Source organism: Streptomyces sp. NPDC045026 (assembly GCF_056432625.1).
In genome coordinates this window covers 101,073-124,205 of sequence record NZ_JBWKIS010000020.1, presented here as the reverse complement: position 1 = coordinate 124,205, position 23,133 = coordinate 101,073, and the positions used below count along the sequence as shown (strand labels likewise).

Annotated in this window: 16 protein-coding genes; 7 read left to right on the top strand and 9 right to left on the bottom strand. The window is 71.9% G+C overall.

Going from position 1 to position 23,133, the window contains the following annotated elements; translation table 11 throughout:
* Positions 1 to 7 precede the first annotated feature (7 nt).
* The 3 genes from AC07EJ_RS32380 to AC07EJ_RS32370 form a co-directional block, all read right to left on the bottom strand.
* The gene (locus tag AC07EJ_RS32380) at positions 8 to 646 is read right to left on the bottom strand and encodes a TetR/AcrR family transcriptional regulator (RefSeq protein ID WP_389483728.1); all 639 of its coding nucleotides are present in this window, start codon (positions 644 to 646) and stop codon (positions 8 to 10) included.
* A gap of 99 nt (positions 647 to 745) precedes the next feature.
* Complete coding sequence (locus tag AC07EJ_RS32375) at positions 746 to 1,036, bottom strand: YiaA/YiaB family inner membrane protein (RefSeq protein WP_389483731.1); 291 nt, start codon at positions 1,034 to 1,036, stop codon at positions 746 to 748.
* A 144-nt stretch (positions 1,037 to 1,180) separates the two neighbouring features.
* A complete protein-coding gene (locus AC07EJ_RS32370; protein WP_478885612.1) occupies positions 1,181 to 2,332 on the bottom strand; it encodes an acyl-CoA dehydrogenase family protein in 1,152 nt (383 codons plus the stop codon).
* 79 nt (positions 2,333 to 2,411) lie between these two features.
* On the opposite strand from AC07EJ_RS32370, the gene AC07EJ_RS32365 reads away from it, so the two are divergent.
* The 3 genes from AC07EJ_RS32365 to AC07EJ_RS32355 all read left to right on the top strand — a co-directional run bounded on the left by AC07EJ_RS32365 (position 2,412) and on the right by AC07EJ_RS32355 (position 5,004).
* Positions 2,412 to 3,059, top strand: coding sequence for a TetR/AcrR family transcriptional regulator (locus tag AC07EJ_RS32365; RefSeq protein WP_389483737.1), 648 nt, complete (start codon positions 2,412 to 2,414; stop codon positions 3,057 to 3,059).
* A 43-nt stretch (positions 3,060 to 3,102) separates the two neighbouring features.
* Positions 3,103 to 3,813 (top strand): ArsR/SmtB family transcription factor, encoded by a 711-nt coding sequence (locus AC07EJ_RS32360; protein ID WP_478885611.1) that lies wholly within the window; start codon positions 3,103 to 3,105, stop codon positions 3,811 to 3,813.
* A gap of 135 nt (positions 3,814 to 3,948) precedes the next feature.
* Entirely contained in the window at positions 3,949 to 5,004 is a 1,056-nt protein-coding gene (locus AC07EJ_RS32355) for an urea transporter (RefSeq protein WP_393587284.1), read from the top strand.
* Here the strand turns inward: AC07EJ_RS32355 and AC07EJ_RS32350 are convergent.
* The 3 genes from AC07EJ_RS32350 to AC07EJ_RS32340 form a co-directional block, all read right to left on the bottom strand.
* On the bottom strand, positions 4,970 to 6,298 hold the full coding sequence (locus AC07EJ_RS32350) for an MFS transporter (RefSeq protein WP_393587286.1): 1,329 nt from the start codon (positions 6,296 to 6,298) through the stop codon (positions 4,970 to 4,972). The genes AC07EJ_RS32355 and AC07EJ_RS32350 overlap by 35 nt on opposite strands.
* A 226-nt stretch (positions 6,299 to 6,524) precedes the next feature.
* Positions 6,525 to 7,607 carry a Zn-dependent alcohol dehydrogenase gene (locus AC07EJ_RS32345; protein ID WP_393587288.1) on the bottom strand — a complete coding sequence of 361 codons (1,083 nt, stop codon included), beginning with the start codon at positions 7,605 to 7,607 and terminating at the stop codon, positions 6,525 to 6,527.
* Between the two features lie 14 nt (positions 7,608 to 7,621).
* Positions 7,622 to 9,010, bottom strand: a complete 1,389-nt coding sequence (locus AC07EJ_RS32340) for an aldehyde dehydrogenase family protein (protein ID WP_478885610.1) — start codon at positions 9,008 to 9,010, stop codon at positions 7,622 to 7,624.
* A 178-nt stretch (positions 9,011 to 9,188) separates the two neighbouring features.
* Between AC07EJ_RS32340 and AC07EJ_RS32335 the strand changes: the two genes are divergently transcribed.
* From AC07EJ_RS32335 to AC07EJ_RS32325, 3 genes are all read left to right on the top strand, one after another.
* Entirely contained in the window at positions 9,189 to 11,762 is a 2,574-nt protein-coding gene (locus tag AC07EJ_RS32335) for a S8 family serine peptidase (protein ID WP_478885609.1), read from the top strand.
* On the top strand, positions 11,762 to 14,695 hold the full coding sequence (locus AC07EJ_RS32330; protein WP_478885608.1) for an FG-GAP-like repeat-containing protein: 2,934 nt from the start codon (positions 11,762 to 11,764) through the stop codon (positions 14,693 to 14,695). Before AC07EJ_RS32335 ends, AC07EJ_RS32330 begins: the two co-directional genes overlap by 1 nt.
* Before the next feature lie 83 nt (positions 14,696 to 14,778).
* Positions 14,779 to 18,162, top strand: a complete 3,384-nt coding sequence (locus tag AC07EJ_RS32325; protein WP_478885607.1) for an ATP-binding protein — start codon at positions 14,779 to 14,781, stop codon at positions 18,160 to 18,162.
* On the opposite strand, the gene AC07EJ_RS32320 is transcribed toward AC07EJ_RS32325, so the two are convergent.
* The 3 genes from AC07EJ_RS32320 to AC07EJ_RS32310 form a co-directional block, all read right to left on the bottom strand.
* The gene (locus tag AC07EJ_RS32320; RefSeq protein WP_478885606.1) at positions 18,159 to 19,427 is read right to left on the bottom strand and encodes an MFS transporter; all 1,269 of its coding nucleotides are present in this window, start codon (positions 19,425 to 19,427) and stop codon (positions 18,159 to 18,161) included. The genes AC07EJ_RS32325 and AC07EJ_RS32320 overlap by 4 nt on opposite strands.
* A gap of 5 nt (positions 19,428 to 19,432) precedes the next feature.
* Positions 19,433 to 20,875, bottom strand: a complete 1,443-nt coding sequence (locus AC07EJ_RS32315; RefSeq protein WP_393587299.1) for a CitMHS family transporter — start codon at positions 20,873 to 20,875, stop codon at positions 19,433 to 19,435.
* A gap of 199 nt (positions 20,876 to 21,074) precedes the next feature.
* Positions 21,075 to 21,710: a TetR/AcrR family transcriptional regulator gene (locus AC07EJ_RS32310; RefSeq protein WP_393587301.1), complete on the bottom strand. Its 636-nt coding sequence runs from the start codon at positions 21,708 to 21,710 to the stop codon at positions 21,075 to 21,077.
* A gap of 101 nt (positions 21,711 to 21,811) precedes the next feature.
* Here AC07EJ_RS32310 and hmgA point away from each other — a divergent pair, with 101 nt between their 5' ends.
* A complete protein-coding gene (hmgA, locus tag AC07EJ_RS32305; RefSeq protein ID WP_478885605.1) occupies positions 21,812 to 23,128 on the top strand; it encodes a homogentisate 1,2-dioxygenase in 1,317 nt (438 codons plus the stop codon).
* The last annotated feature ends 5 nt before the right edge of the window (positions 23,129 to 23,133 follow it).

Sequence of the window (23,133 nt, the reverse complement as noted above, 5' to 3'; positions counted from 1 at the left end):
TGGGGGCTCAGGAGACCTGGACCCCCACCATCCGCAGGACGAGGTCGGCGTACAGCGCGCCGACCTCGTCGGGCGTCCGGCGGCCCTCCGTGTTGAACCAGCGCGCCACGTCGATGCAGAGCGACAGCACGGCCAGCGTGGTGCCGGGGACGTCGGGGACGTCGAACTCCCCCGCTTTCACACCGTCGTTGATGATCTCGCGCACGGTGGCGTCGCTCTCGCGGCGCAGGGCCACGATCTCGGGCCGGTGCTCCTCGCCCAGCGAGTCCAGCTCGTACTGCACGACGCGCGCCGTCAGATGGCGTGCCGCGTGCCAGCGGACGAAGGACCGCACGGCCGCGGAGAGCCGTTCGGCGGCGGTGCCCTCTTCGGCGGCCGCCTCCTTGAGGATCTCCAGGGCCTTCTCGTGGCCGATGCGGCTGATCCGCAGGAGCAGGTCCTCCTTGGTCCGGTAGTGGATGTAGAGCGCGGCCGGGCTCATGCCCGCGCGGCTCGCGATGTCCCTGGTGGTGGTCGCGTGGTAGCCGCGCTCCGCGAACGCCTCGACGGCGGCGATCAGCAGCCGCCTGGCCGCGTCCGGGGTGACCTCGGCCCAGGACATGTCGTCCGTGGCAGCCTCGTTCTGGCCGTGCCGCTCCGCGCTCATCGCTCGCTCACAATCCTCCCGTGGACAGGACGAACACCATACCCCTAGAGGTGAGCGAGCGCTTAGTTCCGTAGGTCGGACTGCGGCCTTGTCCGTGGGTCAGACCGCGGGCTTGAAGGGGTCGTGCTCGGCGAGGATCTTGTCGATACGGGCCTGGTCGATACGGCTGACGACCTGATCGACCTCCTGGCGGTCCCGGATGACCTTGGCGAGCGTGAACGCGGAGGTCGTCAGATAGAGGACGGCGATGGCGAGGAAGCCGCGGACCCAGCCGCTGGCGTCGATGCGGTAGACCCCGACGGCGGTCGCCACGAGCGCGAGCGCGAAGGAGGCGACGGCCTGTCCGTAGAAGGCGTTGGTGGTCCTGTGCTTGACCGGTGTGTCACTCATGGGCGACAGCATGGAGCGAACGGGGGCGCACCCCCATCCGCTCACGTACTCATAAACGTACTCAGACGCCGGACGCGACAGCCCGGTCCCAGCAGGCCGGTCTCAGAAGGCCCGTCTCAGAAGGCCGGTCTCAGAAGGCCGGTCTCAGAAGGCCGATACACCCGTGAGCGCGCGGCCGATGATGAGCTTCTGGATCTGGCTGGTGCCCTCGTAGAGGGTCATGACGCGGGCGTCGCGCAGGAGTTTGCCGACCGGGTACTCGTCGATGTAGCCGTAGCCGCCGAAGACCTGGAGGGCGTTGTTCGCGCAGCGCACCGCGGCCTCGGAGGCGAAGAGCTTGGCCTTGGAGGCGGCCGTCGCGAAGTCCTCGCCCCGGTCGATGAGATCGGCGACGCGCCAGGTCAGCAGGCGCGCGGCGTCCACGTCGACGGAGATGTCGCTGATCAGCTCCTGCACCAGCTGGTACGAGGCGATGGACTTGCCGAACTGCTCGCGCTCCGCCGCGTATCCCACGGCGGCGTCGAGCGCGGCCTGCGCGATGCCGACGCAGCCCGCGGCCACGGACATGCGCCCCTTGGCGAGCGCCGACATGGCGATGGAGAAGCCCTTGCCCTCCGGGCCCAGCATCGCGGAGGCGGGGACCCTGACGTCCTCGAGGACCAGCTCGGCGGTGGCCTGGCCGCGCAGGCCGAGCTTGCCGTGGATGGTGCGGCGGGTGAGGCCGGGGGTGTCCGTGGGGACGAGGAAGGCGGTGACGCCCTTGTGTCCGGGGGCGTCGGTGGAGCGGGCGAAGAGGAGGACGACATCGGCCCACGTGCCGTTCGTGATGAACATCTTGGAGCCGTTGATCACGTATGAGTCGCCGTCGCGGACGGCGCGGGTGGTGAGGCTGCCGGCGTCGGAGCCGGTGCCGGGCTCGGTGAGTCCGAAGCAGCCGAGGGCCTCACCGGCCGTGAGCCGCGGCAGCCACTCCCGCTTCTGCTCCTCGGTCCCGTACGACTGGATCGTCTTGGTGACCAGGCCGAGCGAGACGGAGACGATGCCGCGCACGGACGAGTCGCCGCGCCCCAGCTCCTCCGTGACCAGGCAGTACGCAAGGTGGTCGCCGCCCGAGCCGCCGTACTCCTCGTCGATGGTCAGGCCCAGGAAGCCGACGTCGCCGAGCTTCTTGACGATGCCGCGGTCGACCTCTTCGGCGCGGTCCCAGCCGACGACGTTCGGGGTGATCTCGCGCGCCACGAAGTCCTTGGCGAGCTGCCTTACGGCCGTCTGCTCCTCGCTGAGTTCCAGATTCATGGACCACACCCCAGGCATGAGTGAATGAGCACTAAATTAGCACTGCTAGTTTTTAGCTGACAGCCCTACTATGTGCCGCATGGCCCGACCGCGCAAGCCCCTCCTGAGCACCGACCGCATCGTCACGGCGGCGCGCTCTCTCGTCGACGCCGAGGGCCTCGCGGCCGTCTCGACGCGGCGGCTCGCCGCCGAGCTGGGCGTGAGCGGCCCCTCGCTCTACAACCACTTCCGCACCAAGGACCAGATCCTGGAGGCGGTCGCCGACTCGGTGAGCGCGCAGGTCGACCTGTCGATGTTCGACCCCGCGGACCGGCGCGACTGGCGCACCGCACTGCACGACTGGGCGGTGTCGTACCGGGCCGCCCTCCTCGATCACCCGAACATCGTCCCCGTCCTCGCCCAGGGGCCGGGGCGCAGGCCCGCGGGGCTCCGGCTCGCCGACGCCGTGTTCGGCTCGATGGTGGACGCGGGCTGGCCCCCGGCGCAGGCCACGTCGATCGGCGCGCTCATGCGGTACTTCGTGACGGGCTCCGCGCTCGGCTCCTTCGCCGGGGGCTTCGTCGACGACGAGACGGCGTACGACCCCGCCGACTATCCCCACCTCGGTCAGGCGCACCTGCTCGCCGACCGCCAGGAACTGATCGACGAGCGGGCCTTCGAGACGGGCCTGCGGGCGCTCCTCGACGGGCTCACGCTGCAGTACGAGCAGGTCGCAGCGCTGCACTGACGTTTCGGCGGCCACCGAACCGTGCCGGGCGCATCCTGGACCCATGAAGTACAGGGAACCCGGCGCACCGCGCCTCGCCGCGCTCGCCGCACTGATGGCCGACGAGACCCGCGCGGCCTGCCTGCTCGCGCTGCTCGACGGACGGGCGTGGACCGCCGGTGAGCTGGCGCGGCACGCGGGGGTCGCGGCGTCGACGGCGAGCGAGCATCTGGGCAAGCTCGTCGCGGGCGGCCTGCTCGCCGAGGAGCGGCAGGGGCGCCACCGTTACGTGCGGCTCGCGGACGCGCGCGTGGCCCAGCTCGTCGAGGAACTCGCGGCGTATGCGGCGCCGGACGGCGGGGAGCGGCCACCGACGCTGCGGGCGGTGAGCGCGAGGGACGCGATGGCGCGCGGGCGCACCTGTTACGACCACCTGGCGGGGCGCCTCGGCATCGCGCTCACGGACGCGCTGGTCCGGCGCGGGGATCTGCAAACGGAGACGGGGTTCGCGCTGACCCCGCAAGGGGTGGACCTGTTCGGCGCGTTGGGGATCGCGCTGGAGCACTCGGGGCGCCGGCCCATGGCGCGGGCATGCCTGGACTGGACCGAGCGGCGGCAGCATCTCGCGGGGACGGCGGGCGCGGCACTGTGCGGCCACGCGCTCGACGCGGGCTGGGTCGTGCGGATCGGGTCGGAGCGGGCCGTGAAGGTCACGCCGGACGGGGAGCGGGCGTTGGGCGACGCCTTGGGGATCGAGGCCCAGGCGCTGCGTTAGGGCTCATGTACCGCCCATGCACGGCCCATGTACAGCTCATGTACGGCAACCACCCCTTCTTCCGGCTTTCAGGGGATAGCCGTAAAGTGCATCCGTTCTGCTCGGTGAAACACGGACGTAACACGGGAGTGCGGCATGCGGCAGGCCAAGGACGGCCCAACTCCTGGCATATCACCCCTTAATCGGGGCGCGGGTTGTAGGCAGTACGGCGTTCAGGTCCTGCGCGGGCAGGCCCAGGTCGTCTTTCTGTCCAGCGTCCCGGCCGGACTGCTCCTCGCCGTGGCGCTGTTCGCCGCGGGGTGGGAGTACGGGCTCTACGGGATCGCCGGAACGGCGCTCGGCACGGCCACCTCGCGGCTGCTCGGCGCGGACCGCGAGCGCCTCTCGGCCGGACTCGAAGGGTTCAACGCCTGTCTGACGGCGCTGTGTTTCGCGGTCTTCCTGGGCGCCGGCCATCTGTCGACCGCGCTGCTCGCGGCGGCCGGCTGCGTGATCGTCACCGTGGTCACCGCGGCCGTCGTCAATCTGCTCGGCGTCTGGAACCTGCCGTCGCTGACGCTCCCCTACTGCCTCCTCGCGAGCGCGATGACCACCGCGGCCCCGGGGTTCGAGCGGATCTGGCACCACGGTGACGGCCTCGCCGCCCTCACGAGCGCGGCGACCGGGCCGACTTCGCTCAGCTTCTCCGATCTGTGGCGCGGGTTCTTCACGGGCTTTGCCGAGATCTTCTTCATGCCGCAGTGGTACGTCGGCGCGCTCGTCCTCGCCGCGCTCCTCGTCGCGAGCCGCAGGGCCGCGGCCGTGGCGGCGGTGGGCAGCCTCGTCGGGATCCTCTCCGGGTGGGCGCTCGGCGCTCCGGCCGCGCAGATCGCGGACGGGACCATGGGCTACAACGCGATCCTTGTGGCGCTGGCCCTGTGCGGGGTGTTCCTGGAGTCCGGTCCGCGCACTCTCGGGTACGCCGTGGCGGGCGCGTTCACCGCGACGGCCGCGACGTCGGCCATGGCCGCGGTGTTCGCACCGTCGGGCGGGCACACGTTCACCTGGCCGTTCGTCCTGACGACGTTCGCCTTCCTGGCGGCGGCCCGGTCCTTCCCCAAACTGCGGACGTCGGCTCCGGCACCCGCGGTGCCGGAGCCGATGGCGGCGGGGGTGCTCAGCGCGCAGCCGCCCGCCCCGCAAGCACCTTGATGGAGACCAGGGCGATCACGCCGAGCCCGATGATGTAGCCGGAGACGGCCATCGACGTGCCGGTCGCCTCCAGGAGCAGCACCATCACGAACGGCGCGAGTCCGCCGCCGAACACCGCCGCGATCTGGTATCCGAGCGAGGCTCCCGTGTAGCGCATCTCGGCGGTGAACAGCTCCGCGAACAGGGCGGCCTGCGGTCCGTACATGATGCTCAGGAAGCAGCTGGTGACGAACGTGCCCACGGCCAGCCAGAGCAGTGAGCCGGTGTCGATGAGCAGGAACATCGGCACGGCCCACACGACGAGGCCGGCGGCGCCGAGCGCGTAGATCCGCAGCCGTCCGATGCGGTCGGAGAGGGCCGCCGACGCGGGGATCAGGGCGAGTTGGGTGAGGCTGATGCAGAGCGAGACGGTCAGGACGGCCTCGCGCTCCATGCCGAGTTCACGGGTCGTGTAGTCGAGGACTCCCGTGATGATGATGTAGAACGTCGCGGTGTTCACGGCGAAGGAGCCGCCCGCGAGGAAGACCGTGCCGAGGTGTTCGCGCAGGATCCTGCGCAGCGGCGAGCGGGAGCGGTCCGCCTCCGCCTTCGCCAGTTCCGCTTCCGCGGCCTTGAACTCGGGGGTCTCCTCGACCTTCGTGTGGATGTACCAGGCGAGCACGAGAACGAGCAGGCCCACCAGGAACGGGAGCCGCCAGCCCCACGCGGTGAAGGCACTGTCGCTGGTGAGGGCGCCGGCGAGGAGGAACACGGTGTTGGCGGTCACCACGCCGATGGGGACGCCGAGTTGGACGAGGCTGCCGTAGAGGCCGCGCTTGCCCTCGGGGGCGTACTCGGTGGCCATCAGCATCGCGCCGCCCCACTGGGCGCCGACGGCGAGTCCCTGCACGACCCGCAGGGTGACGAGGAGGACCGGCGCGGCCACGCCGATCGTGTCGTACGTGGGGAGCAGGCCGATGCCCGTGGTGGCGAGGCCCATCAGGGTCAGGGCGAGGACGAGCATGGGCTTGCGGCCGCGCTTGTCGCCGAGCTGGCCGGCGATGACGCCGCCGAGCGGGCGGGCCAGGAAGCCGACGGCGAAGGTCGCGAAGGCGGCGAGCACGCCCGCCGACGAGCTGCCGGAGGGGAAGTAGAGGTCGCCGAGCACGAGGGCGGCCGCGATGCCGAAGACGAAGTAGTCGTACCACTCGACGGCCGAGGCGAGCGCGGCGGCGGTGGCGACCTTCCTTCGGGCGCGGGTCTCGGCTTCGGGGGAAGCGGTGGCTGCGGGGCGAGCGGATGGTGCCGTGTCCATGCGTGCACACTCCGGTGACTGCGGGGAGGGGACGGTCCGCGGCGCCGCGGTTCGGGGAACGTACTGACCGGACGGTACGTAGGTCAACGGGTTGCGCAGCAGCAGTTTTTGCCTGCACATGGGAAAGCGAAGGCGGTGTGCGGGCAGGCCTGTGACCCCGGCCGCGCGGGGCGACCGGGGTCACAGGGACACGGGTCCGGGTACTGGTCCGGGTCCGGGTCCGGGTCTAGAAGACCACCAGCGCCCGTCCGCCCTTGCCCGCGATCATGTTGTCGAAGGCGGCGGGGATCCCGTCGAGGGCGATGTGTTCGGTGACGAGCGCGCTCAGGTCGAGGCGGCCCGCGCGGATGTGCTCGGCCAGGACCGGGAGGTCCTTCGCCGGGTCGGAGTTGCCGTAGACGCAGCCGGAGAGCGTGCGGCCGAAGTGGAAGATCTCCAGGGCGTTGAAGGTGACCTGCTGGTCCTTGCCGCCGATGCCGACGACCGTGGTGCGGCCGCCGCGCCGGGTGGACTCCCACGCGGTACGGATGGTCACCGCGCGGCCCACGCACTCGACCGCGACGTCCACGCCCTGCTTGCCGGTGAGGCCGCGGATCTCGCGTGCGGTGGTCTCGGAGGCCACGACGTAGTCGGTGGCACCGGCCTTGCGGGCCAGTTCCTCCTTCGCCGGGGAGACGTCCACGGCGATGATCTTCGAGGCGCCGGCGATACGGGCCGCCTGCAGCGTCGCGAGGCCGACCCCGCCGACACCGAAGACGGCGACCGTCTCGCCCTCGCGGACCCGCGCCGAGTGGTGCACGGCGCCGTACCCGGTCAGAACGGCGCAGCCGAGGAGGGCCGCGTCGGCGAGGGGAACGCCTTCGGGGGCGCGCAGGACGCAGTTCGCGGCGACCACCGTCTCCTCGGCGAACGCGGCGACGTTCAGGCCGGGGTGGAGGTCGCTGCCGTCGTCGGAGCGGTGGGCGTACACGGCGCCCGCGCCGGTGAGGGCGTCGGCGCACAGCCACACCTCGCCCAGTGAGCAGGCGTGGCACTTTCCGCACGCGGGCGCCCAGTTGAGGACGACCCCGTCGCCGGGCGCGACGTGGGTGACGCCCTCGCCGACGGAGACGACCGTGCCGGCGCCCTCGTGGCCGAGCACCGCGGGGACGGGCACGCGCATCGTGCCGTTGGTCAGGGACAGGTCGGAGTGGCAGACCCCGGCGGCGGTGAGCCTGACCCGGACCTGGCCGGCGCCGGGCTCGGGCAGGTCGATCTCCGTGATCTCCAGGGGAGAGCCGACGGCGGGGAGTACAGCGGCACGGACCATGAGGCGCGGAGCTCCTAGAACTGGAGGGACTTGGTCTGGAGGTACTCGGACAGGCCGTGGGCGCCCAGCTCGCGGCCGACGCCGGACTGCTTGTAACCGCCGAACGGGGCAAGGGGGTTGAAGCGGCCGCCGTTGATGTCGACCTGGCCGGTGTCCATCCGGCGCGCGAACGCGACCGCCTCGGCGTCGTCGGCCGCCCAGACGGCGCCCGCCAGGCCGTACACCGTGCCGTTGGCGATGCGCAGGGCGTCGCCCTCGTCCTCGTAACGGATGATCGAGACGACCGGGCCGAAGATCTCCTCCTGGGCGATGGTCATCTCGGGGGTGACGTCGGCGAAGACGGTCGGGCTGACGAAGTAGCCCTGCTCGCGCGGGGCTTCGGGGCCGCCGGCGACGAGGCGGGCGCCCTCGGCGACACCCTTCTCGATGTAGCCGCGCACGCGCGCGTGCTGCTTGGCGTTGACGAGCGGGCCGATGCGGTCGCCGTACTTGGTGGCGGCCTCGGCCGCGAGCGTGACCGCCTCGTCGTACTGGGACGTGTGGACGAGCATGCGGGTCCAGGCGCTGCAGGTCTGGCCGGAGTTGCCCATGACGTTGGCGATGCCGACGCCGACGGCCTTGGCGAGGTCGGCGCTCGGCAGGATGACGTTGGCGGACTTGCCGCCGAGTTCGAGGGCGACGCGCTTGACGGCCGCGCCCGCGGTGGCGCCGATCTGCTTGCCGACGGCGGTGGAGCCGGTGAAGGAGACCAGGTCGACGCCCGGGTGCTCGGCGAGCGCCTGGCCGGCGACGGTGCCGAGGCCGGTGACGAGGTTGAACACGCCCGCGGGAATGCCCGCTTCGTGGACGGCCTCGGCGAAGAGCTGAGCCGTCAGCGGGGTGTCCTCGGCGGGCTTGAGGACGACGGTGCAGCCCGCCGCGAGCGCGGGGGCGACCTTCGCGACGATCTGGTGGAGCGGGTAGTTCCAGGGCGTGATCGCGCCGACGACGCCGATCGGCTCGACATAGACGGTGGAGTTGCCGACCTTCTCCTCGAAGGCGTACGAGGCGGCGAGTTCGGCGTACGAGCCGGCGACCAGGATCGGCACGCCGGCGTGCACCATCTGCGAGAACTGCAGGGGCGCGCCGAGTTCGGCGGTGACGGTCTCGGCGATCTCGTCCTTGCGGGCGACGAGGACGTCGCGCAGGGCGGCGATCCGCGCGGCGCGTTCGGCGGGCGGGGTCGCGGCCCAGGCGGGGAACGCCTCGTGGGCGGCGAACACGGCGGCGTCGACGTCCTCCGCGATGCCCGCCGGGACCTGGGCGATGACCTGCTCGTCCGCGGGGTTGACCACCGCGATCGTGTCCGTGCCCGCGGCGGCCCGCCACTCGCCGCCGATGTACATCCCGTCGTGGGCCTTCATCGCATTCCTCCCGAGGGTTCCGTGGCTACGGCGTAGTCGATCCGCGCCCCAAACTAGCGCCGTTAGTTTTTGGGCGCCAGAGACCCCCGTCACCCTGCCAGTAATTCCTCAGTAACGGTGCCTCCCTAGCGTCCGGGCCATCCGTACCGTTCCCGGAGTTCCCGGAGGATCACCCCCGATGCACCCGTCACGATCGCCCCGGCGCAGACCCTTCCCCAAGTTCTCGACTTCGCTCGAACAGGGGAGACCCCATTCGTGGGCGGCGGCCGCACTGATCGCGGCCGCCCTGCTGACCGGACCGCTGCCCTCGGCGGCGGCCGCCGCCGATTCCGCGCCGCCGTCGCCCAAGGTGGACTCCGCACTGCGCGCCGCCGTGGACGACGGCGGCGACGCCTCGTTCTTCGTCGTGCTCAAGGACCAGGCAGACCTCTCGTCGGCGCGCGGCAAGCGCACCCACGCCTCGCGCGCCAAGTCCGCCTTCTCCGCACTGCGCGGCAAGGCCGCCGAGAGCCAGAGCTCGCTGACGTCGTTCCTCGACAAGGAGCGGGTCGGGCACCAGGACTACTGGATCGTCAACGCCGTCCAGGTAACCGGCGACAAGAAGCTCGTGGCGCAGCTCGCGAAGCGCTCCGACGTCGCCTCGATCGTCAAGGAGCAGCACTACAAGCTGGACGCCACGGAGCGCGCGACGGCCGGCGCGGCCACCGACGCGGACCCGGTCGCCCCCGAGTGGGGCGTCAAGGACATCAAGGCCGACCAGGTCTGGGACCAGTACGACGACCGCGGCGAGGGCATCGTCATCGCGAACGTCGACTCGGGCGTCCAGTACGACCACCCCGCGCTGAAGGCCAACTACCGCGGCAACAACGGCGACGGCTCCTTCACGCACGACTACAACTGGTACGACCCGACCGGACAGTGCCCCACCTCGGCGCCCTGTGACAACAACGGCCACGGCACGCACACCATGGGCACCATGGTCGGCGCGGGCGGGGTCGGTGTCGCGCCCGGCGCGAAGTGGATCGCGGCCAAGGGCTGCGAGTCCAGCTCCTGCTCGGACGCCTCGCTGCTCGCGGCGGGCCAGTGGATCCTCGCCCCGACCGACCACAACGGCCAGAACCCGCGCCCCGACCTCGCCCCCGACATCGTGAACAACTCCTGGGGCGGCGGCGACACGACGTTCTACCAGGACATCGTCGAGGCGTGGAACGCGGCCGGGATCTTCGAGGCGTTCGCCTCCGGCAACGACGGTGACGGCGTGACCTGCTCGACCGGCCACGCGCCGGGCTCGCAGGCACCGGCGTACGGCGTCGGCGCGTACGACGTGAACGGGAAGATCGCCGACTTCTCCGGCTTCGGACCGTCCCGCCTCGACGGCTCGATGAAGCCGAACATCTCGGCCCCCGGCGTCAACGTCCGCTCCACCTGGCCGGGCAACACCTACAAGTCGATCTCCGGTACGTCGATGGCGACACCGCACGTCGCGGGCGCTGTCGCCCTGCTGTGGGCGTCGGCCCCCTCCCTCATCGGCGACATCGACGCGACGCGCAAGCTCCTCGACGAGGGAGCCGTCGACGTCGACGACACGCACTGCGGCGGCACCGCCGGCGCCAACAACGTGTGGGGCGAGGGCAAGCTCGACATCTTCGCCTCCGTCGACAAGGCCCCGCACACGGCGGCCGTCGTCACCGGCAAGGTCACCGACAAGGCGACCGGAGCCGCGCTCTCCGGCGTCACCGTGAAGGCCACGGGCTCCGCCTCGACCCGCACGGTCACGACCTCGGCCGACGGCACCTACCGGCTCACGCTCCCGGCAGGCACGTACGACTTCGCCCTCAGCGGCTACGGCTACGCGAACGGCTCCGCCTCGGGCGTCACCGTCACCACCGGCGAGCAGGCCACCGAGGACTTCACCCTGAACGCGGTCGCCTCGCACGCCGTGTCCGGCACCGTCCTCGACGTCACCGGCAAGCCCCTCGCCAAGGCCACCGTCCAGGTCGCGGGCACGCCCGTCGCCTCCGTCACCACGGACACATCCGGCCGCTTCACCCTGCCGAAGGTGGCGGAGGGTTCGTACACCCTGACCGCCACACCCACCGCGCCCGTCCTGTGCAACGGCGTCTACAGCGGCGCCCTCGCCGTCGACGGCGACGAGACACTGACCGCCCGCCTCCCCGCGCGCTCCGACGCCGCGGGCAACAGCTGCACCCCGGGGACGTACTCCTGGATCGCCGGCAGCGGCAAGGTCGCGCTCAGCGGTGACGAGGACGCGAAGACGATCGCGCTGCCCTTCCCCGTGAAGCTGTACGGCGTCTCCTACTCCACCGCGAGCGTCACCACGAACGGCCTGGTCAACTTCCTCGAGCCGCGCCTCGGGGACTACGACAACGTCGCGCTCCCGTCGGTGGACAAGCCCAACGGCACCGTCGCCGCCTTCTGGGACGACCTGACCGTGGACAAGAAGTCCAGCGTGCAGACCTCGACCACGGGGACGTCCGGCAGCCGGAAGTTCGCCGTCGTCTGGAACAACGCCGCCTTCGCCGACGGGCGTTCCGGCCGCGTCACCTTCGAGGCCGTCTTCGACGAGGCCACCGGCGCCGTCACCCTCCAGTACCGGTCCGTGCCGGGCGCCGGAGCGAGCGCCACCGTCGGCATCGAGAACCAGTCCGGCACCGACGCCCTCCAGTTCTCCTTCAACAAGCCGGTCCTCAAGGACCAGGCCGCCATCCGTATCGCGCAGGGGACCAAGTGATGAGAATCAACTCCCGGCGGGCGCTGCGGCTCGCCTCCGCGCTGGTCGCGGCCGGCCTGGCGCTCAGCGCCGCGCCGCCCGCCCTGGCCGACGACGACGGCAGTTCCCTTCTCACGCTGACCGACAGCCAGGCCGAGAAGCTGGCGGACCACGCCCAGCTCGACGCCTACGCGGACGCCGACCGCGCGACGGTCGACCCGCAGGGCGCGACCGAGGGCTCCGGCACCTCCGGTACGGACGACCAGGGTTCCGGCTCCCACCTCGACGAAGGCACCGGTACCGACACCGCCGGCGCCGTCACCATCTCCACCAAGTCCACGCTGGAGGGCGTGCGCGGCCTGGCCGCCACCGTCCCCGCCGGAGGCAAGGGCGGCGAATACTTCACCCTGCACAGTCTCGGCAGCGTCCAGCGCAGCAAGGCCGACGGCACCGCCCTGTGGCGGCGCGACAACGCCTCCCTGTACGCGGACTGGGGCGTCAAGAACTCCCGGCCCTGGCAGACCGAGCCGTACCCGGCGCGCATCGTGATGGGCTACAACGCGGTCAGCCCGTTCACGCCCGCCTCCGACCAGGGGTACGTGACCGGCGACCTGACCGGTGACGGCGTGGACGACGTGGTGTTCTCCGCGAGTGTCGGTGTGAGCCCGTACCGCCCGTTCACCTCGCCCGGCTCGTCGCTCCCCAACGGCACCTTCGTCACGGTCCTCGACGGGAAGACCGGCAAGACGCTGTGGTCGAAGCTGTACGCGTACGCCTACAACGTGAAGCTCGTCGGCAAGACGCTCGTCGTCGCGGACGCGCCCTACTACAACCTCAACTCCCCGTCCGACGCCACCGCCACCGTCTCCGGCATCCGCTTCTCGTACGCCGACGGGGCGCTGAACCCCGCCGACACGTGGACGCACGACACTTCGGTGCGCGCCGGCACGGCCTGGGGCGCTCTGGAGGACCTCGGCGGCGGTCTGCTCGCCGCCTCGTACAACCAGCGCAGGACCGCCACGGCGGCGGGCAGCGGGCACACCCTCGTGCTCGACACCGCGGACGGCAAGGTCAAGTGGCAGTCGGACAGCGCTCTCTACTCGCGCCAGCTGCACCTGGACACCGCGCGCGGACGGCTCGTGGCCCTGGAGCAGTCCGACCCGAACGACGGCATGAAGTACGAGATCGACTCCTACTCCCTGGCCGACGGCAAGCGGACCACGCTCGACACCCGGATCAACGCGCTGCCCACCGACATGACGATCGGTGACCTGCGGGGCGACCGGAAGCCCGAGTACGTGGTCAGCGAGTCCACGCTCGACCCGTACCTGTGGATCAACTCCAACACCGTCCGGGTCGTGGACGGCACCGACCCGGCCACCCTTCTGTGGTCCTCGACCGTCAAGCGCGCCGCCGACAACGGCCATGACGGGCCGAGCGCTTGGAGCCTCGACGTCGTCGACGGCAGCCTCGTGACGACAGCCCAGGACGACTCCGGCATGAACTCGGCGGAGAACCCCGGCGGCGGGCAGTACGCCTCGCTCACCGTGTTCTCCGGCAGCGGCGACGTGCGCTGGCGGGAGAAGGGCCTCGGCGCCTCGCCGATGTTCGCCCAGGTCTACCGCGACGGCGGCGGTCAGCACGTGCGCACCGTCGACCAGAACCAGAACGTCCACACCTACGCGCTGGGCAACGGCAGGCAGCAGGGCGTGCTGCCGCTCCAGGGCGACCTGTGGTCCTCGGCCTCGGCCGACCTCGACGGCGACAAGAAGAACGACCTGGTGGTCGGCGGCAAGTCCGACGGCGTGTGGGCGTACTCGGGCCCGTCGCTGACCGCGGGCAAGCCGAAGCTCCTGTGGAAAGCCACCGTCCCGGGCCAGGTCCACCGGATCGAGAAGGGTGACGTCAACGGTGACGGCCACGCCGACTTCGTGGTCGCCGCGGACACGGCCGTCGCCGTCATCGACGGCCGCACCGGCAAGGTCCTCGAACGCATCGACGGGAACGGGCAGTTCGTCCGCTCCGTGACGGTCGCCGACCTCGACGGCGACCGGCGCGCCGACATCCTCGTGCCCACGGACGCGCTGCGGGCCTACCGCGGCAACGGCTCGAAGCTGTGGACGTACGCGGCGCCCGCCGACGCGGGCAGTGTCGTCTTCGGCGACCCCGCGGTGGGTGAGGGCCGGGTGTACGCGCAGTACACGAGCAGCGACTCCCTCGACAAGGACTCGCCCGTGGTCGACGGCGTCGCACTCGACGCCAAGAAGGGCACCGTGCGCTGGACCGCCTCGCCGAAGGCCCCGGCCGACAGCGCCGACGGCAAGCTCTACGGCGCCGTCCTGAGCCGGGGCGTCTTCACCTCGCCGAAGATCCCGTACGCCGACGGGCACGCGGTCGTCTACACCTGGATGGGAGCGACCTCGACGACCGCTTCGGGCGCGCCGGACGCGACCGGCCTGAGCAACATCGTCGAGATCCGCGACAGCCGCACGGGTGAGGTCCTCCACCAGGGCATGGCCGGCGGCGCATGGTCGCTCGGGAACTACTTCACCGGGCCGGAGGGGCTGAACCTCGCGGGGACCGCGTCGTTCCGCACCTATGCCGCCGGCGGCCAGGACTTCTCGATCTACACGCTGCCGACCGTGGAGACCGGTGGGTTCCTCACGGGGCCCGGCGAACGTCGCCTCCTGATCGGCGGCACCCAGGCGGGCGCCTACCTGTGGGACCCCGCCGTGCTGACGGCGGGGCACAACTACCCCGACGGCATCGGCGACATCACCCTCATAGGCGCCCGGGAGTACTTCTCCGGCGACCTGAACGGTGACGGCGTCGACGAACTCGTGAACCTCGGTTTCGACGAGACGGGCTTCGACCGGACGACCGAGCTGCTCGGCGGCCGGTACCTCAACCCGTTCACCGCGATCTCCCAGCTGACGGTGAACACACTCTCCTGACCGTCGCCATCGCCGCAGTCCCCCCGGACATCCGTTCGGGGGGACTGCGGTCTGCCCGAAGACGGGGATTAAAGTGCGCCCTTATGGGCGCGGACGGCACGAACCACGGCACACAGCCCGCTCCCCCACTGCTGCGCCTGCACCTTTTCGGCGGGTTCCGGGTGACTCGCGACGGCGGGCCCGAACTCGCCGAGCGGTGGCCGCGCCCCAGCGCCCGCGCCCTCGTCAAACTCCTCGCGGTCTCCCCCGGCCACAGCCTCCACCGCGAGCAGGCCATGGACATCTGCTGGCCCGACGCCGACGCGTCCGCCGCGCTCGGCAGCCTGCGCGTCGCCCTCCACGCCGCGCGCCGCGCCCTGGAACCGGAGCTCGCGCCGCGCGCCACGTCGTCGTACCTCACCGCCGACGGGGCGCTGCTCCGGCTCGATCCGCGCGCGGTGTGGATCGACGCGGACCACGCGGAACACCTGGCGCACAAAGCGCTCGAAGCAGGCGCCTCCTCTCAGCTCGGCACCGCGCTCGAGGCGTTCACCGGTGAGCTGCTGCCCGAGGACCGGTACGCCCCCTGGGCCGAGGCCCGGCGCGAACAGCTGGCCGTGGTGTCCGAGCGGCTGCGCATCGCGCTCGCCGAGGCACTCCTCGAAGAGGGCGCACCCGAGGAGGCAGCGGCGGTCGCCCGGCGGGCCCTGGACGAGAACCCGGCCGACGAGCGCGCCCATCAGCTCCTCATCGGCGCCTATCTGCGGCAAGGGCTCCGGCGGCAGGCCGTGCGCCAGTTCCACGCCTGCCGGGAGTCCCTGGACGCCGAACTCGGCGTGCGGCCGGGCCCGGAGACCGAGCGGCTCCATCTGCTCGCCCTCGACGGCGGCAACGCCGCGCCCCCGGTGGCCCGGCCCACCGGAGGCTTCGCACCGCCCGCCGTGCTGCGCGGCCCGGCCCCCGCACCCCTGCGCGGGCGCGAGGCGGCGCTCGGGCTGCTGCTCGCGCCCGACGCGCCGCCCGTACAGCTCGTCGGGGGTGAGGCGGGGCTCGGTAAGACGCGGCTCGTGACGGAGGCGGCGCTCCGCGCGGCGGGCGAGGGCGCGGCCGTGCTGTGGGGCGCGGGGCACGACGCGGAGGGGCACACGCCGTTCGGGGCGTTCGTCGAGGCCCTCGACGGATGGCTCGCCGACCGGCCGCCCGCGGAGCGCGCCATGGCGGGCGCCGAGTATCCCGAACTCGCCTCACTTCTCCCGTCGTTGGGACAGGCGGGCGGCGGCGCGGAACGCAGCCCCGAGGAGGAGCGTGAGCGGCTCTTCCGGGCAGCGGCGGGGTTCCTCGGCGACCTCGCGGAGACCGCGCCCGTCCTGGTCGTCCTCGACGATCTGCACGCCGCCGACGCGGGCTCGTTCCAGCTGCTCGGGCATCTGGCCCGGCGCGCCAGGGCCGCCCGCGGGGCACTGCGCTTCGTGGTGACGTACCGGGCGGAGGAACTCACCGAGACCGACCCGCGCCGCTCCGGCCTCGACTCGCTCGTACGGCAGCGGCTCGCGCGCCATGTGGACCTGGCCCGCCTGGGCCGCGACGACTGCCTGACCCTGGCAGCGGACGTGCTGGGCCTACCGACCGGGTCCGACGTGCCCGAGCGGGTCTGGGACCTCTCGCTGGGCAACCCCCTCTTCGCCCTGGAACTGGCGCGGGCGCTCGGGGATGGGCGCGAGGGCGGGCTCGGGACGGACGGGGACCGGCGCGGGCTCGGCACGGACAGAGGCGGGCGCGGCAGCGGATTCGGCACCGATGGAGACGAGCGCGGCAGCGGGCTCGGCTCGGACGCGGGAGCGAGGGCCGGCGGCTTCGAGCCTCAGACTCCTTATGGCGTACGGCAGTTGGTGGCCGCCCGGCTCGCGCGGCTCGGGCCCGCCGCGCGGCGGGTCGTGGAGGCCGTGGCGGTGGCCGGCGGGGACGCGGCGCTCGCCGAGGTTCTCGACGTGGCGAGCGCCGGCCTGCACCCGTCGCTGTCGGTCGCCGAGGCGACCTCCGGTGCCGACGCGGCCGTCGCGGCGTCGGTGCTCTCCGAGCGGGACGTCGTCGCCGACGGGCGGGGCGTGCCCGGCCTCACCTTCCGCCACCCCCTCGTACGCCTCACCTGCTACGAGCGCCTCTCCGCCGCCCGCCGCCGCCTCCTCCACTCGGCGTACGCGGAGGCCGTGCTACGGCGCAGGCCCGACGCCGTGGACACGCTCGCCGCCCATCTGACGCGCGCCGACGACCCGCGCGCCACCGGCTACCTCCGGCAGGCCGCCGAGCGGGCCGCCGCCCTGTGCGCGAACGACACCGCGGACCACTACTACGCCCAGCTCACCGACCGTCTCGACGAGTTCGCCGCCGAGTCGGCGCGGGCCAGGATCGACCGGGCGGCCGTACTGCGCCGCATGGCTCGGTACGAGGACGCGGCGCGGGTGCTGCGCGAGGCGCTCGACGACGTGACGCGCCGCGGCGATGCGGACGGGCGCGTCCTCGCCTCGGCCCGGCTCGGCGAGGTCCTCGCGAAGACCCGGTCCACGGAGGAGGGGCTCGCCCTCCTCGACGCGGCGCCGCCCGCCGCCGGCACCGCGCCCGAGGCGGCCACCGCGCACCATCTCGCCCGCTCGATCCTGTGCTTCGTCACCGGGCGCTACCCGGAAGCCGTCACCGCGGGAGAAGCAGCGCACGCGGCGGCGCTACGGGTGACGGGTCCCGAGCAGCGCGGCCTGCTCGGACGTTCGCTCGCCACGCAGGCCACATCGCTGGCACTCGCCGGGCGCTTCACGCAGGCCAGACCGGTCGCGGACCGTGCGCTGCCGCACGCGGAGGCGTACGGGGATCCGCAGTTGCTCGGCTCGGTCCTCTCCGTCCTGCGGGAGCACGCGCGCCGGTCGGGGCGACTGCGGGAGGCCATCACGACGGGCGAGCGCGCCCTCGCGCTCGCCGAGCGCTCCGGCGACCCGACGGCGGCGGCCTTCGAGCGGGCCAATCTCGCCGAACTCCATCTGCTCCTGGAGGAGTACGACGCGGCGCTCGACCTCGCGCAGGACGCCGTACGCGAGTCGGAGCCGCACACGGGCTGGTGCGCGCCGTATGCGCTGGCCGCGCTGGCGCGGGTACGGATGCGGTCGGGTGACGCGGAGTCCTGCGCCGCCCTCCTGGACCGCGCGGGCCGTACCGCCGATGCGCAGGGCGACCGGCAGGCCCAGCAGGAAGTACGGCTGGCCCGAGCCGAGTTGGGCGTGCGCCGGGGCCGTCCCGAGGAGGCACTGGCCCTGCTGGCCGGCGCGACGGACGCGGGACATCTCACGGCCTGGGCCCACTTGGAGGCGGGCCGCCCGGCCCAAGCCGCAACCATTGCCGAGGCCGAGGCCACCCGCGCCCACGAGGCAGGCGAACGCCTGGCGGAGGCGGAGGCCAGGGCCATACACGGCCGCGCGCAAGCAGCACTGGGGCGTAGCTAGCCCCTCCGGCGTTTGAGGAGCGGGGTCCGGGGCGGAGCAGCGGTTCGGGAAGGGGCGGGCTTGGGGAAGAGACCCCGCCCGGAGGACCCCCCACCCCCACCCCGCAGACCAACCCCCGCCGCCCCCACCAGCAACACACCCAGCATCAGGAACGGCGCCGCAACCCCGGCAACACCCGCCACAAGACCGGCGGCGGCCGGCGCCGCCACCTGCCCCAGCCGATTGCCGGTGAGCCGCAGCGCGAGCGCCGTGGACCGCGCCTCGTCAGGCGCCGCCTGAACCACCGTCGTCATCGAAAGCGGCTGCCCGACCCCCAGGCAGAACCCGAGCACGGCAAGCATCAGCGCGAGCGCCCACACCGGCACGGGCAGCGCGATCCCCGCACACATGACCCCGGCGGCCAGACAGGTCGTGGCGAGAAGTGCCGCCCGGCCGAGACGCCGCAGCATCGGCGTCATGACAAGCCGGCAGGCGATCGTGGCGGCGGCCCGCAGGCTCAGCAGCAGACCGACGACGGACGGCGCGATCTCCCGGTGCTCGCCGACGACCGGCAGATACGCCGTGAGGATGTCGGTCGCGGACAGCACCGCGAGCGAGATGAAAATGCCGCCGGGCACACCCCGGGTGCGCAGAATCCGGCCGACCGGCACACGTGGCCCGGCAGGCGCGGCCGCACCCGTCGTCGTACGAGGGTGCTCGATGCGCCACAGCGAGGTGAAGGAGACCGCGGCGACGGCGGCCGCGACGAGCAGCGCGAGCGCACTCGTGGCTCCCAGGTCCGGCCCACCGATGAGCGCGCCCGCGGCGATCGGCCCGATGAGCTGGCCGAGGGACGCGCCGATCGTGAAGTGACCGAAGTTTCGGTCCTGATCGGCCGGAGCCGACTGCCGGGCGACGATCGACTGCGCGCCGATCACGAACGACAGATGGCCAAGACCCATCACCCCGCTCCACGCGGCCATCGCGGCGAGCGAGCCGGCCGTGCCGCTGAGCGCGCAGCCGCCGGCGATGAGGACGACACCGACGGGCAGCAGGGGCGCGCACCGGCCGTGGTCGGTGCGGCGGCCCAGCGGCACGGCCGCGAACAGCGGAAGGAGCGCGTACACGCCCGCGATCACACCGATCGCGCGCTCGTCCGCGCCGAGCGCCAGAGCCCGGTAGGAGACGGCGGGCCGCGCCATCGACACCGCCCCCTGCGCGAAGCTGAAGGCGATGACGAGGCGGAGCAGCCAGCTTCTCCTGCCGGGCTCTGTGGTGAGACTCATCGAGGTCAGAGGATCCCGAAGAGGAATCCGGCGCCGAGCATCACCAGTGCGGTGAGCGCGGCCCATTTGACCGTGAACTTCGTGTGGTCGCCGAACTCGACCTTGGCCATGCCGACGAGGACGAAGACGGCGGGGACGAGCGGGCTCGACATGTGCAGCGGCTGGCCGATGAGGGAGGCACGGGCGACCTCGAGGGTGGAGACGCCGTGCGCGTTACCGGCCTCGGCGAGGACGGGCAGGATGCCGAAGTAGAAGCCGTCGTTCGACATGAAGTACGTGAACGGGATGGACAGGACGCCGGTGACGAGGGCCATGTGCGGGCCCATCCAGTCGGGGATCCCGCCGACGACCCACTTGGCCATGTGGTCGACCATGCCGGTGCCCTGGAGGACGCCGGTGAAGACGGCGGCGGCGAAGACCATGCCGGAGACATTCAGGACGTTCTCGGCGTGGGCGGCGATGCGGGCTCGCTGATCGGGCATGTGCGGGAAGTTCACCGTGAGGGCGAGCGCGGCGCCGAGGATGAACAGGACCGGGATCGGCAGCCACTCCATGATCATCGCGGTGAGCAGCGTGACCGTCATGAGCGCGTTGAACCAGTAGAGCTTGGGACGCAGGGTGGCGCGGTTCGGGTCGAGGGCCGCGAAGGTCTCGCCGTCCTCGTTCTCGTACGAGGGCGCGGCCGGGCCGGAGCCCGTACCGGCGCCGCCGGAGGCCTTCTTGCCGGAACCGGAACCGGAGCCGGAACCCTTACCGCCGGAGGCCCCGGCGCCCACGAGCACCTTCTCGTCGGAGGTCTCCGTGACGGTCTCGGTGACCTCGTCGAGGGACAGGTAGCCGAGGCGCTTGCGCTCGCGGCGGCCGAGCACGTAGGCGAGGGCGAAGACGAAGAGCAGACCGACGGCGAGCGCCGGGATCATCGGCACGAAGATGTCGCTGGCGTCGAGCTTCAGCGCGGTCGCGGCGCGGGCGGTGGGGCCGCCCCAGGGCAGCGTGTTCATGACGCCGTTCGCGGTCGCGGCGACACCGGTCATCACGATCAGGCTCATCTTGAGGCGCTTGTACAGCGGGTACATCGCCGAGACGGTGATCATGAAGGTGGTGGAGCCGTCTCCGTCGAGGGAGACGATCGCCGCGAGGACGGCGGTGCCGACGACGATGCGGACCGGGTCGGCCTTCGCGAACTTCAGGATGCCGCGCACGATCGGGTCGAAGAGGCCGACGTCGATCATCAGACCGAAGTAGACGATCGCGAACATCAGCATCGCCGCCGTGGGCGCGAGATCACCGATGCCCGCGACGACGTAGTCGCCGAGCTTGGCTCCCTTGCCCACAAGGACGCAGAAGAGAGCCGGAATGAGCACGAGCGCCGCGATCGGCGACACCTTCTTCATCATGATCAGCACCAGGAAGGTGGCAATCATGCCGAAGCCGAGGATGGTCAACATGTGGATACCTAACGTTCGCCCTTGAACTTCCACCGGGGCCTTGCGGTCAGCGAGACGTTAGGGCGCGCACAACGGCGTTAACAAGATGTTGACGTGCGAGCAATAAGCGCAAAACTCCAGATCACGGGGTTGGGTGGCGATCAGGGCGGCCGGTGGGGATGTTCCGGGCTCCGCTACCCGCCCCCGCCGGGTCCCCGGATCAGTCCAGCGCCCGCGCCAGATACGCCCGCAAAAGCTCCCGCGTCTCCGCGATGACGTTCTCGTCGCCCGCCGGGTCGAGCCGGAACGCGAGGCGGACCAGGGCGTCCGCCGACTCGACGGCCACCAGGAACGTGCGGCGCAGGGTGTCGTCGGGCGTGCGGTCGAGGTGGACGGCGAGCAGCTCGGTGAGGCGGTCGGTGAGGCGGTGGTTGGGGCCGGCATCGGGCGCGCCGACGGGAATCTGGTTGCCGAAGTCCACGAGGGAGAAGCCGGGAACTGTGCGCTTCATGCCGAGGTACTCGTCCAGGACGGCGTCCATCGCGCCGCGCCAGTCGGCCGCAGGGATCCCCGCGAGGCGCCCGGCGATCCGCTCGGCGTAGTGCTGCAGATTGCGCTCGGCGAGGGCGTCGACGAGGGCGCGCTTGTTGCCGAAGAAGCGGTAGACGGAGCCGATGGGCACCCCGGCGCGGATCGCCACGGCCCGGGTGCTGAGCTCGTCGTAGCCGCCTTCGTCGAGCAGCTCCGCGCAGGAGTCGAGTATCCGGCTCAGGCGTTCGGCGCTGCGCTGCTGGACGGGGGCGCGGCGCAGGGACGCGGAGTTGGTCACGGGATCCACGGGCGGCGTCCAGGGCATGAACCGGAGAGTAGAGGACTGTTCAGCTTCGCAGTGCGCTCTTGCGCGAGGAAAGAGGGAATCCTACGGTTGAGCATAGGAATCATGGACGAGGGAGCGACATGCGTGACGCGAGGAAGACCGCCGAGGGACTTGCCCACCTCTCGGGCTTCGGCAACGAGCACAGCTCGGAGGCGGTGCCCGGCGCTCTGCCCCACGGACGCAATTCGCCGCAGCGCGCCCCGCTCGGTCTGTACGCCGAGCAGCTGAGCGGCAGCGCGTTCACCGAGCCGAGGGCGCACAACCGGCGTTCGTGGCTGTACCGGATCCGCCCGTCGGCCGCGCACCCGCAGTTCGTACGGACGGACAACGGCGCGCTGCGCACCGCCCCCTTCACCGAGTCCGTCCCCGACCCCAACCGGCTGCGCTGGAACCCGCTGCCCGAGCCGGCCCCCGGCACGGACTTCCTGGCGGGCCTGTGGACCCTCGGCGGGAACGGGGACGCGACCCAGCGCACCGGTATGGCCGTGCACCTCTACCACTCCAACTCCTCCATGACGGACCGGGTGTTCAGCGACGCGGACGGCGAGCTCCTGATCGTCCCGGAGCGCGGTGGCCTGCTGCTGCGCACCGAGTTCGGCCTGCTGCACGTGGAGCCCGGCCACGTCGCGCTGATCCCGCGCGGAGTCCGCTTCCGCGTCGAGCTCCTCGACGCCGTGGCCCGCGGCTACGTCTGCGAGAACTACGGCTCCCCCTTCCGCCTGCCCGACCTGGGCCCGATCGGCGCCAACGGCCTGGCCAACGCCCGTGACTTCATGGTCCCCGTCGCCGCGTACGAGGACACCGAAGGGCCGGTGGAGGTGGTGAACAAGTTCTGCGGAAACCTCTGGCGCGCCACGTACGACCACTCGCCGCTCGATGTCGTCGCCTGGCACGGCAACCATGTCCCGTACGTCTACGACCTGCGCCGTTTCAATGTCATCGGGTCGGTCAGCTACGACCACCCGGATCCGTCGATCTTCACGGTCCTCACCTCGCCGAGCGACGCCCCGGGGCTCGCGGGCGTGGACTTCGTCGTGTTCGCGCCGCGCTGGCTGGTCGGCGAGGACACGTTCCGGCCGCCGTACTTCCACCGGAACGTGATGAGCGAGTACATGGGTCTGATCGAGGGGGCCTACGACGCCAAGGCTGAAGGCTTCGTTCCGGGCGGCGGTTCGCTGCACAACATGATGTCGGCGCACGGACCGGACCGTGAGACGTTCGACAAGGCGTCGGCCGCCGAGCTCAGGCCGCAGAAGGTCGACGACGGGCTCGCCTTCATGTTCGAGACCCGGTGGCCGGTGACCGCGACCGCCCAGGCGGCGCAGGCCGATCACCTCCAGCGCGGCTACGACGACGTGTGGAGCGGCCTCGAACGGCACTTCAGGACGTCGGACTGAGCCGT

Coding starts and splice junctions, on each gene's coding strand:
- AC07EJ_RS32320 (WP_478885606.1), bottom strand. CDS start 19,427: ATGAGTCTCACCACAGAGCCCGGCAGGAGAAGCTGGCTGCTCCGCCTC.
- AC07EJ_RS32370 (WP_478885612.1), bottom strand. CDS start 2,332: ATGAATCTGGAACTCAGCGAGGAGCAGACGGCCGTAAGGCAGCTCGCC.
- AC07EJ_RS32310 (WP_393587301.1), bottom strand. CDS start 21,710: ATGCCCTGGACGCCGCCCGTGGATCCCGTGACCAACTCCGCGTCCCTG.
- AC07EJ_RS32330 (WP_478885608.1), top strand. CDS start 11,762: ATGAGAATCAACTCCCGGCGGGCGCTGCGGCTCGCCTCCGCGCTGGTC.
- AC07EJ_RS32325 (WP_478885607.1), top strand. CDS start 14,779: ATGGGCGCGGACGGCACGAACCACGGCACACAGCCCGCTCCCCCACTG.
- AC07EJ_RS32360 (WP_478885611.1), top strand. CDS start 3,103: ATGAAGTACAGGGAACCCGGCGCACCGCGCCTCGCCGCGCTCGCCGCA.
- AC07EJ_RS32365 (WP_389483737.1), top strand. CDS start 2,412: ATGGCCCGACCGCGCAAGCCCCTCCTGAGCACCGACCGCATCGTCACG.
- AC07EJ_RS32315 (WP_393587299.1), bottom strand. CDS start 20,875: ATGTTGACCATCCTCGGCTTCGGCATGATTGCCACCTTCCTGGTGCTG.
- hmgA (WP_478885605.1), top strand. CDS start 21,812: ATGCGTGACGCGAGGAAGACCGCCGAGGGACTTGCCCACCTCTCGGGC.
- AC07EJ_RS32350 (WP_393587286.1), bottom strand. CDS start 6,298: ATGGACACGGCACCATCCGCTCGCCCCGCAGCCACCGCTTCCCCCGAA.
- AC07EJ_RS32375 (WP_389483731.1), bottom strand. CDS start 1,036: ATGAGTGACACACCGGTCAAGCACAGGACCACCAACGCCTTCTACGGA.
- AC07EJ_RS32355 (WP_393587284.1), top strand. CDS start 3,949: ATGCGGCAGGCCAAGGACGGCCCAACTCCTGGCATATCACCCCTTAAT.
- AC07EJ_RS32340 (WP_478885610.1), bottom strand. CDS start 9,010: ATGAAGGCCCACGACGGGATGTACATCGGCGGCGAGTGGCGGGCCGCC.
- AC07EJ_RS32345 (WP_393587288.1), bottom strand. CDS start 7,607: ATGGTCCGTGCCGCTGTACTCCCCGCCGTCGGCTCTCCCCTGGAGATC.
- AC07EJ_RS32380 (WP_389483728.1), bottom strand. CDS start 646: ATGAGCGCGGAGCGGCACGGCCAGAACGAGGCTGCCACGGACGACATG.
- AC07EJ_RS32335 (WP_478885609.1), top strand. CDS start 9,189: ATGCACCCGTCACGATCGCCCCGGCGCAGACCCTTCCCCAAGTTCTCG.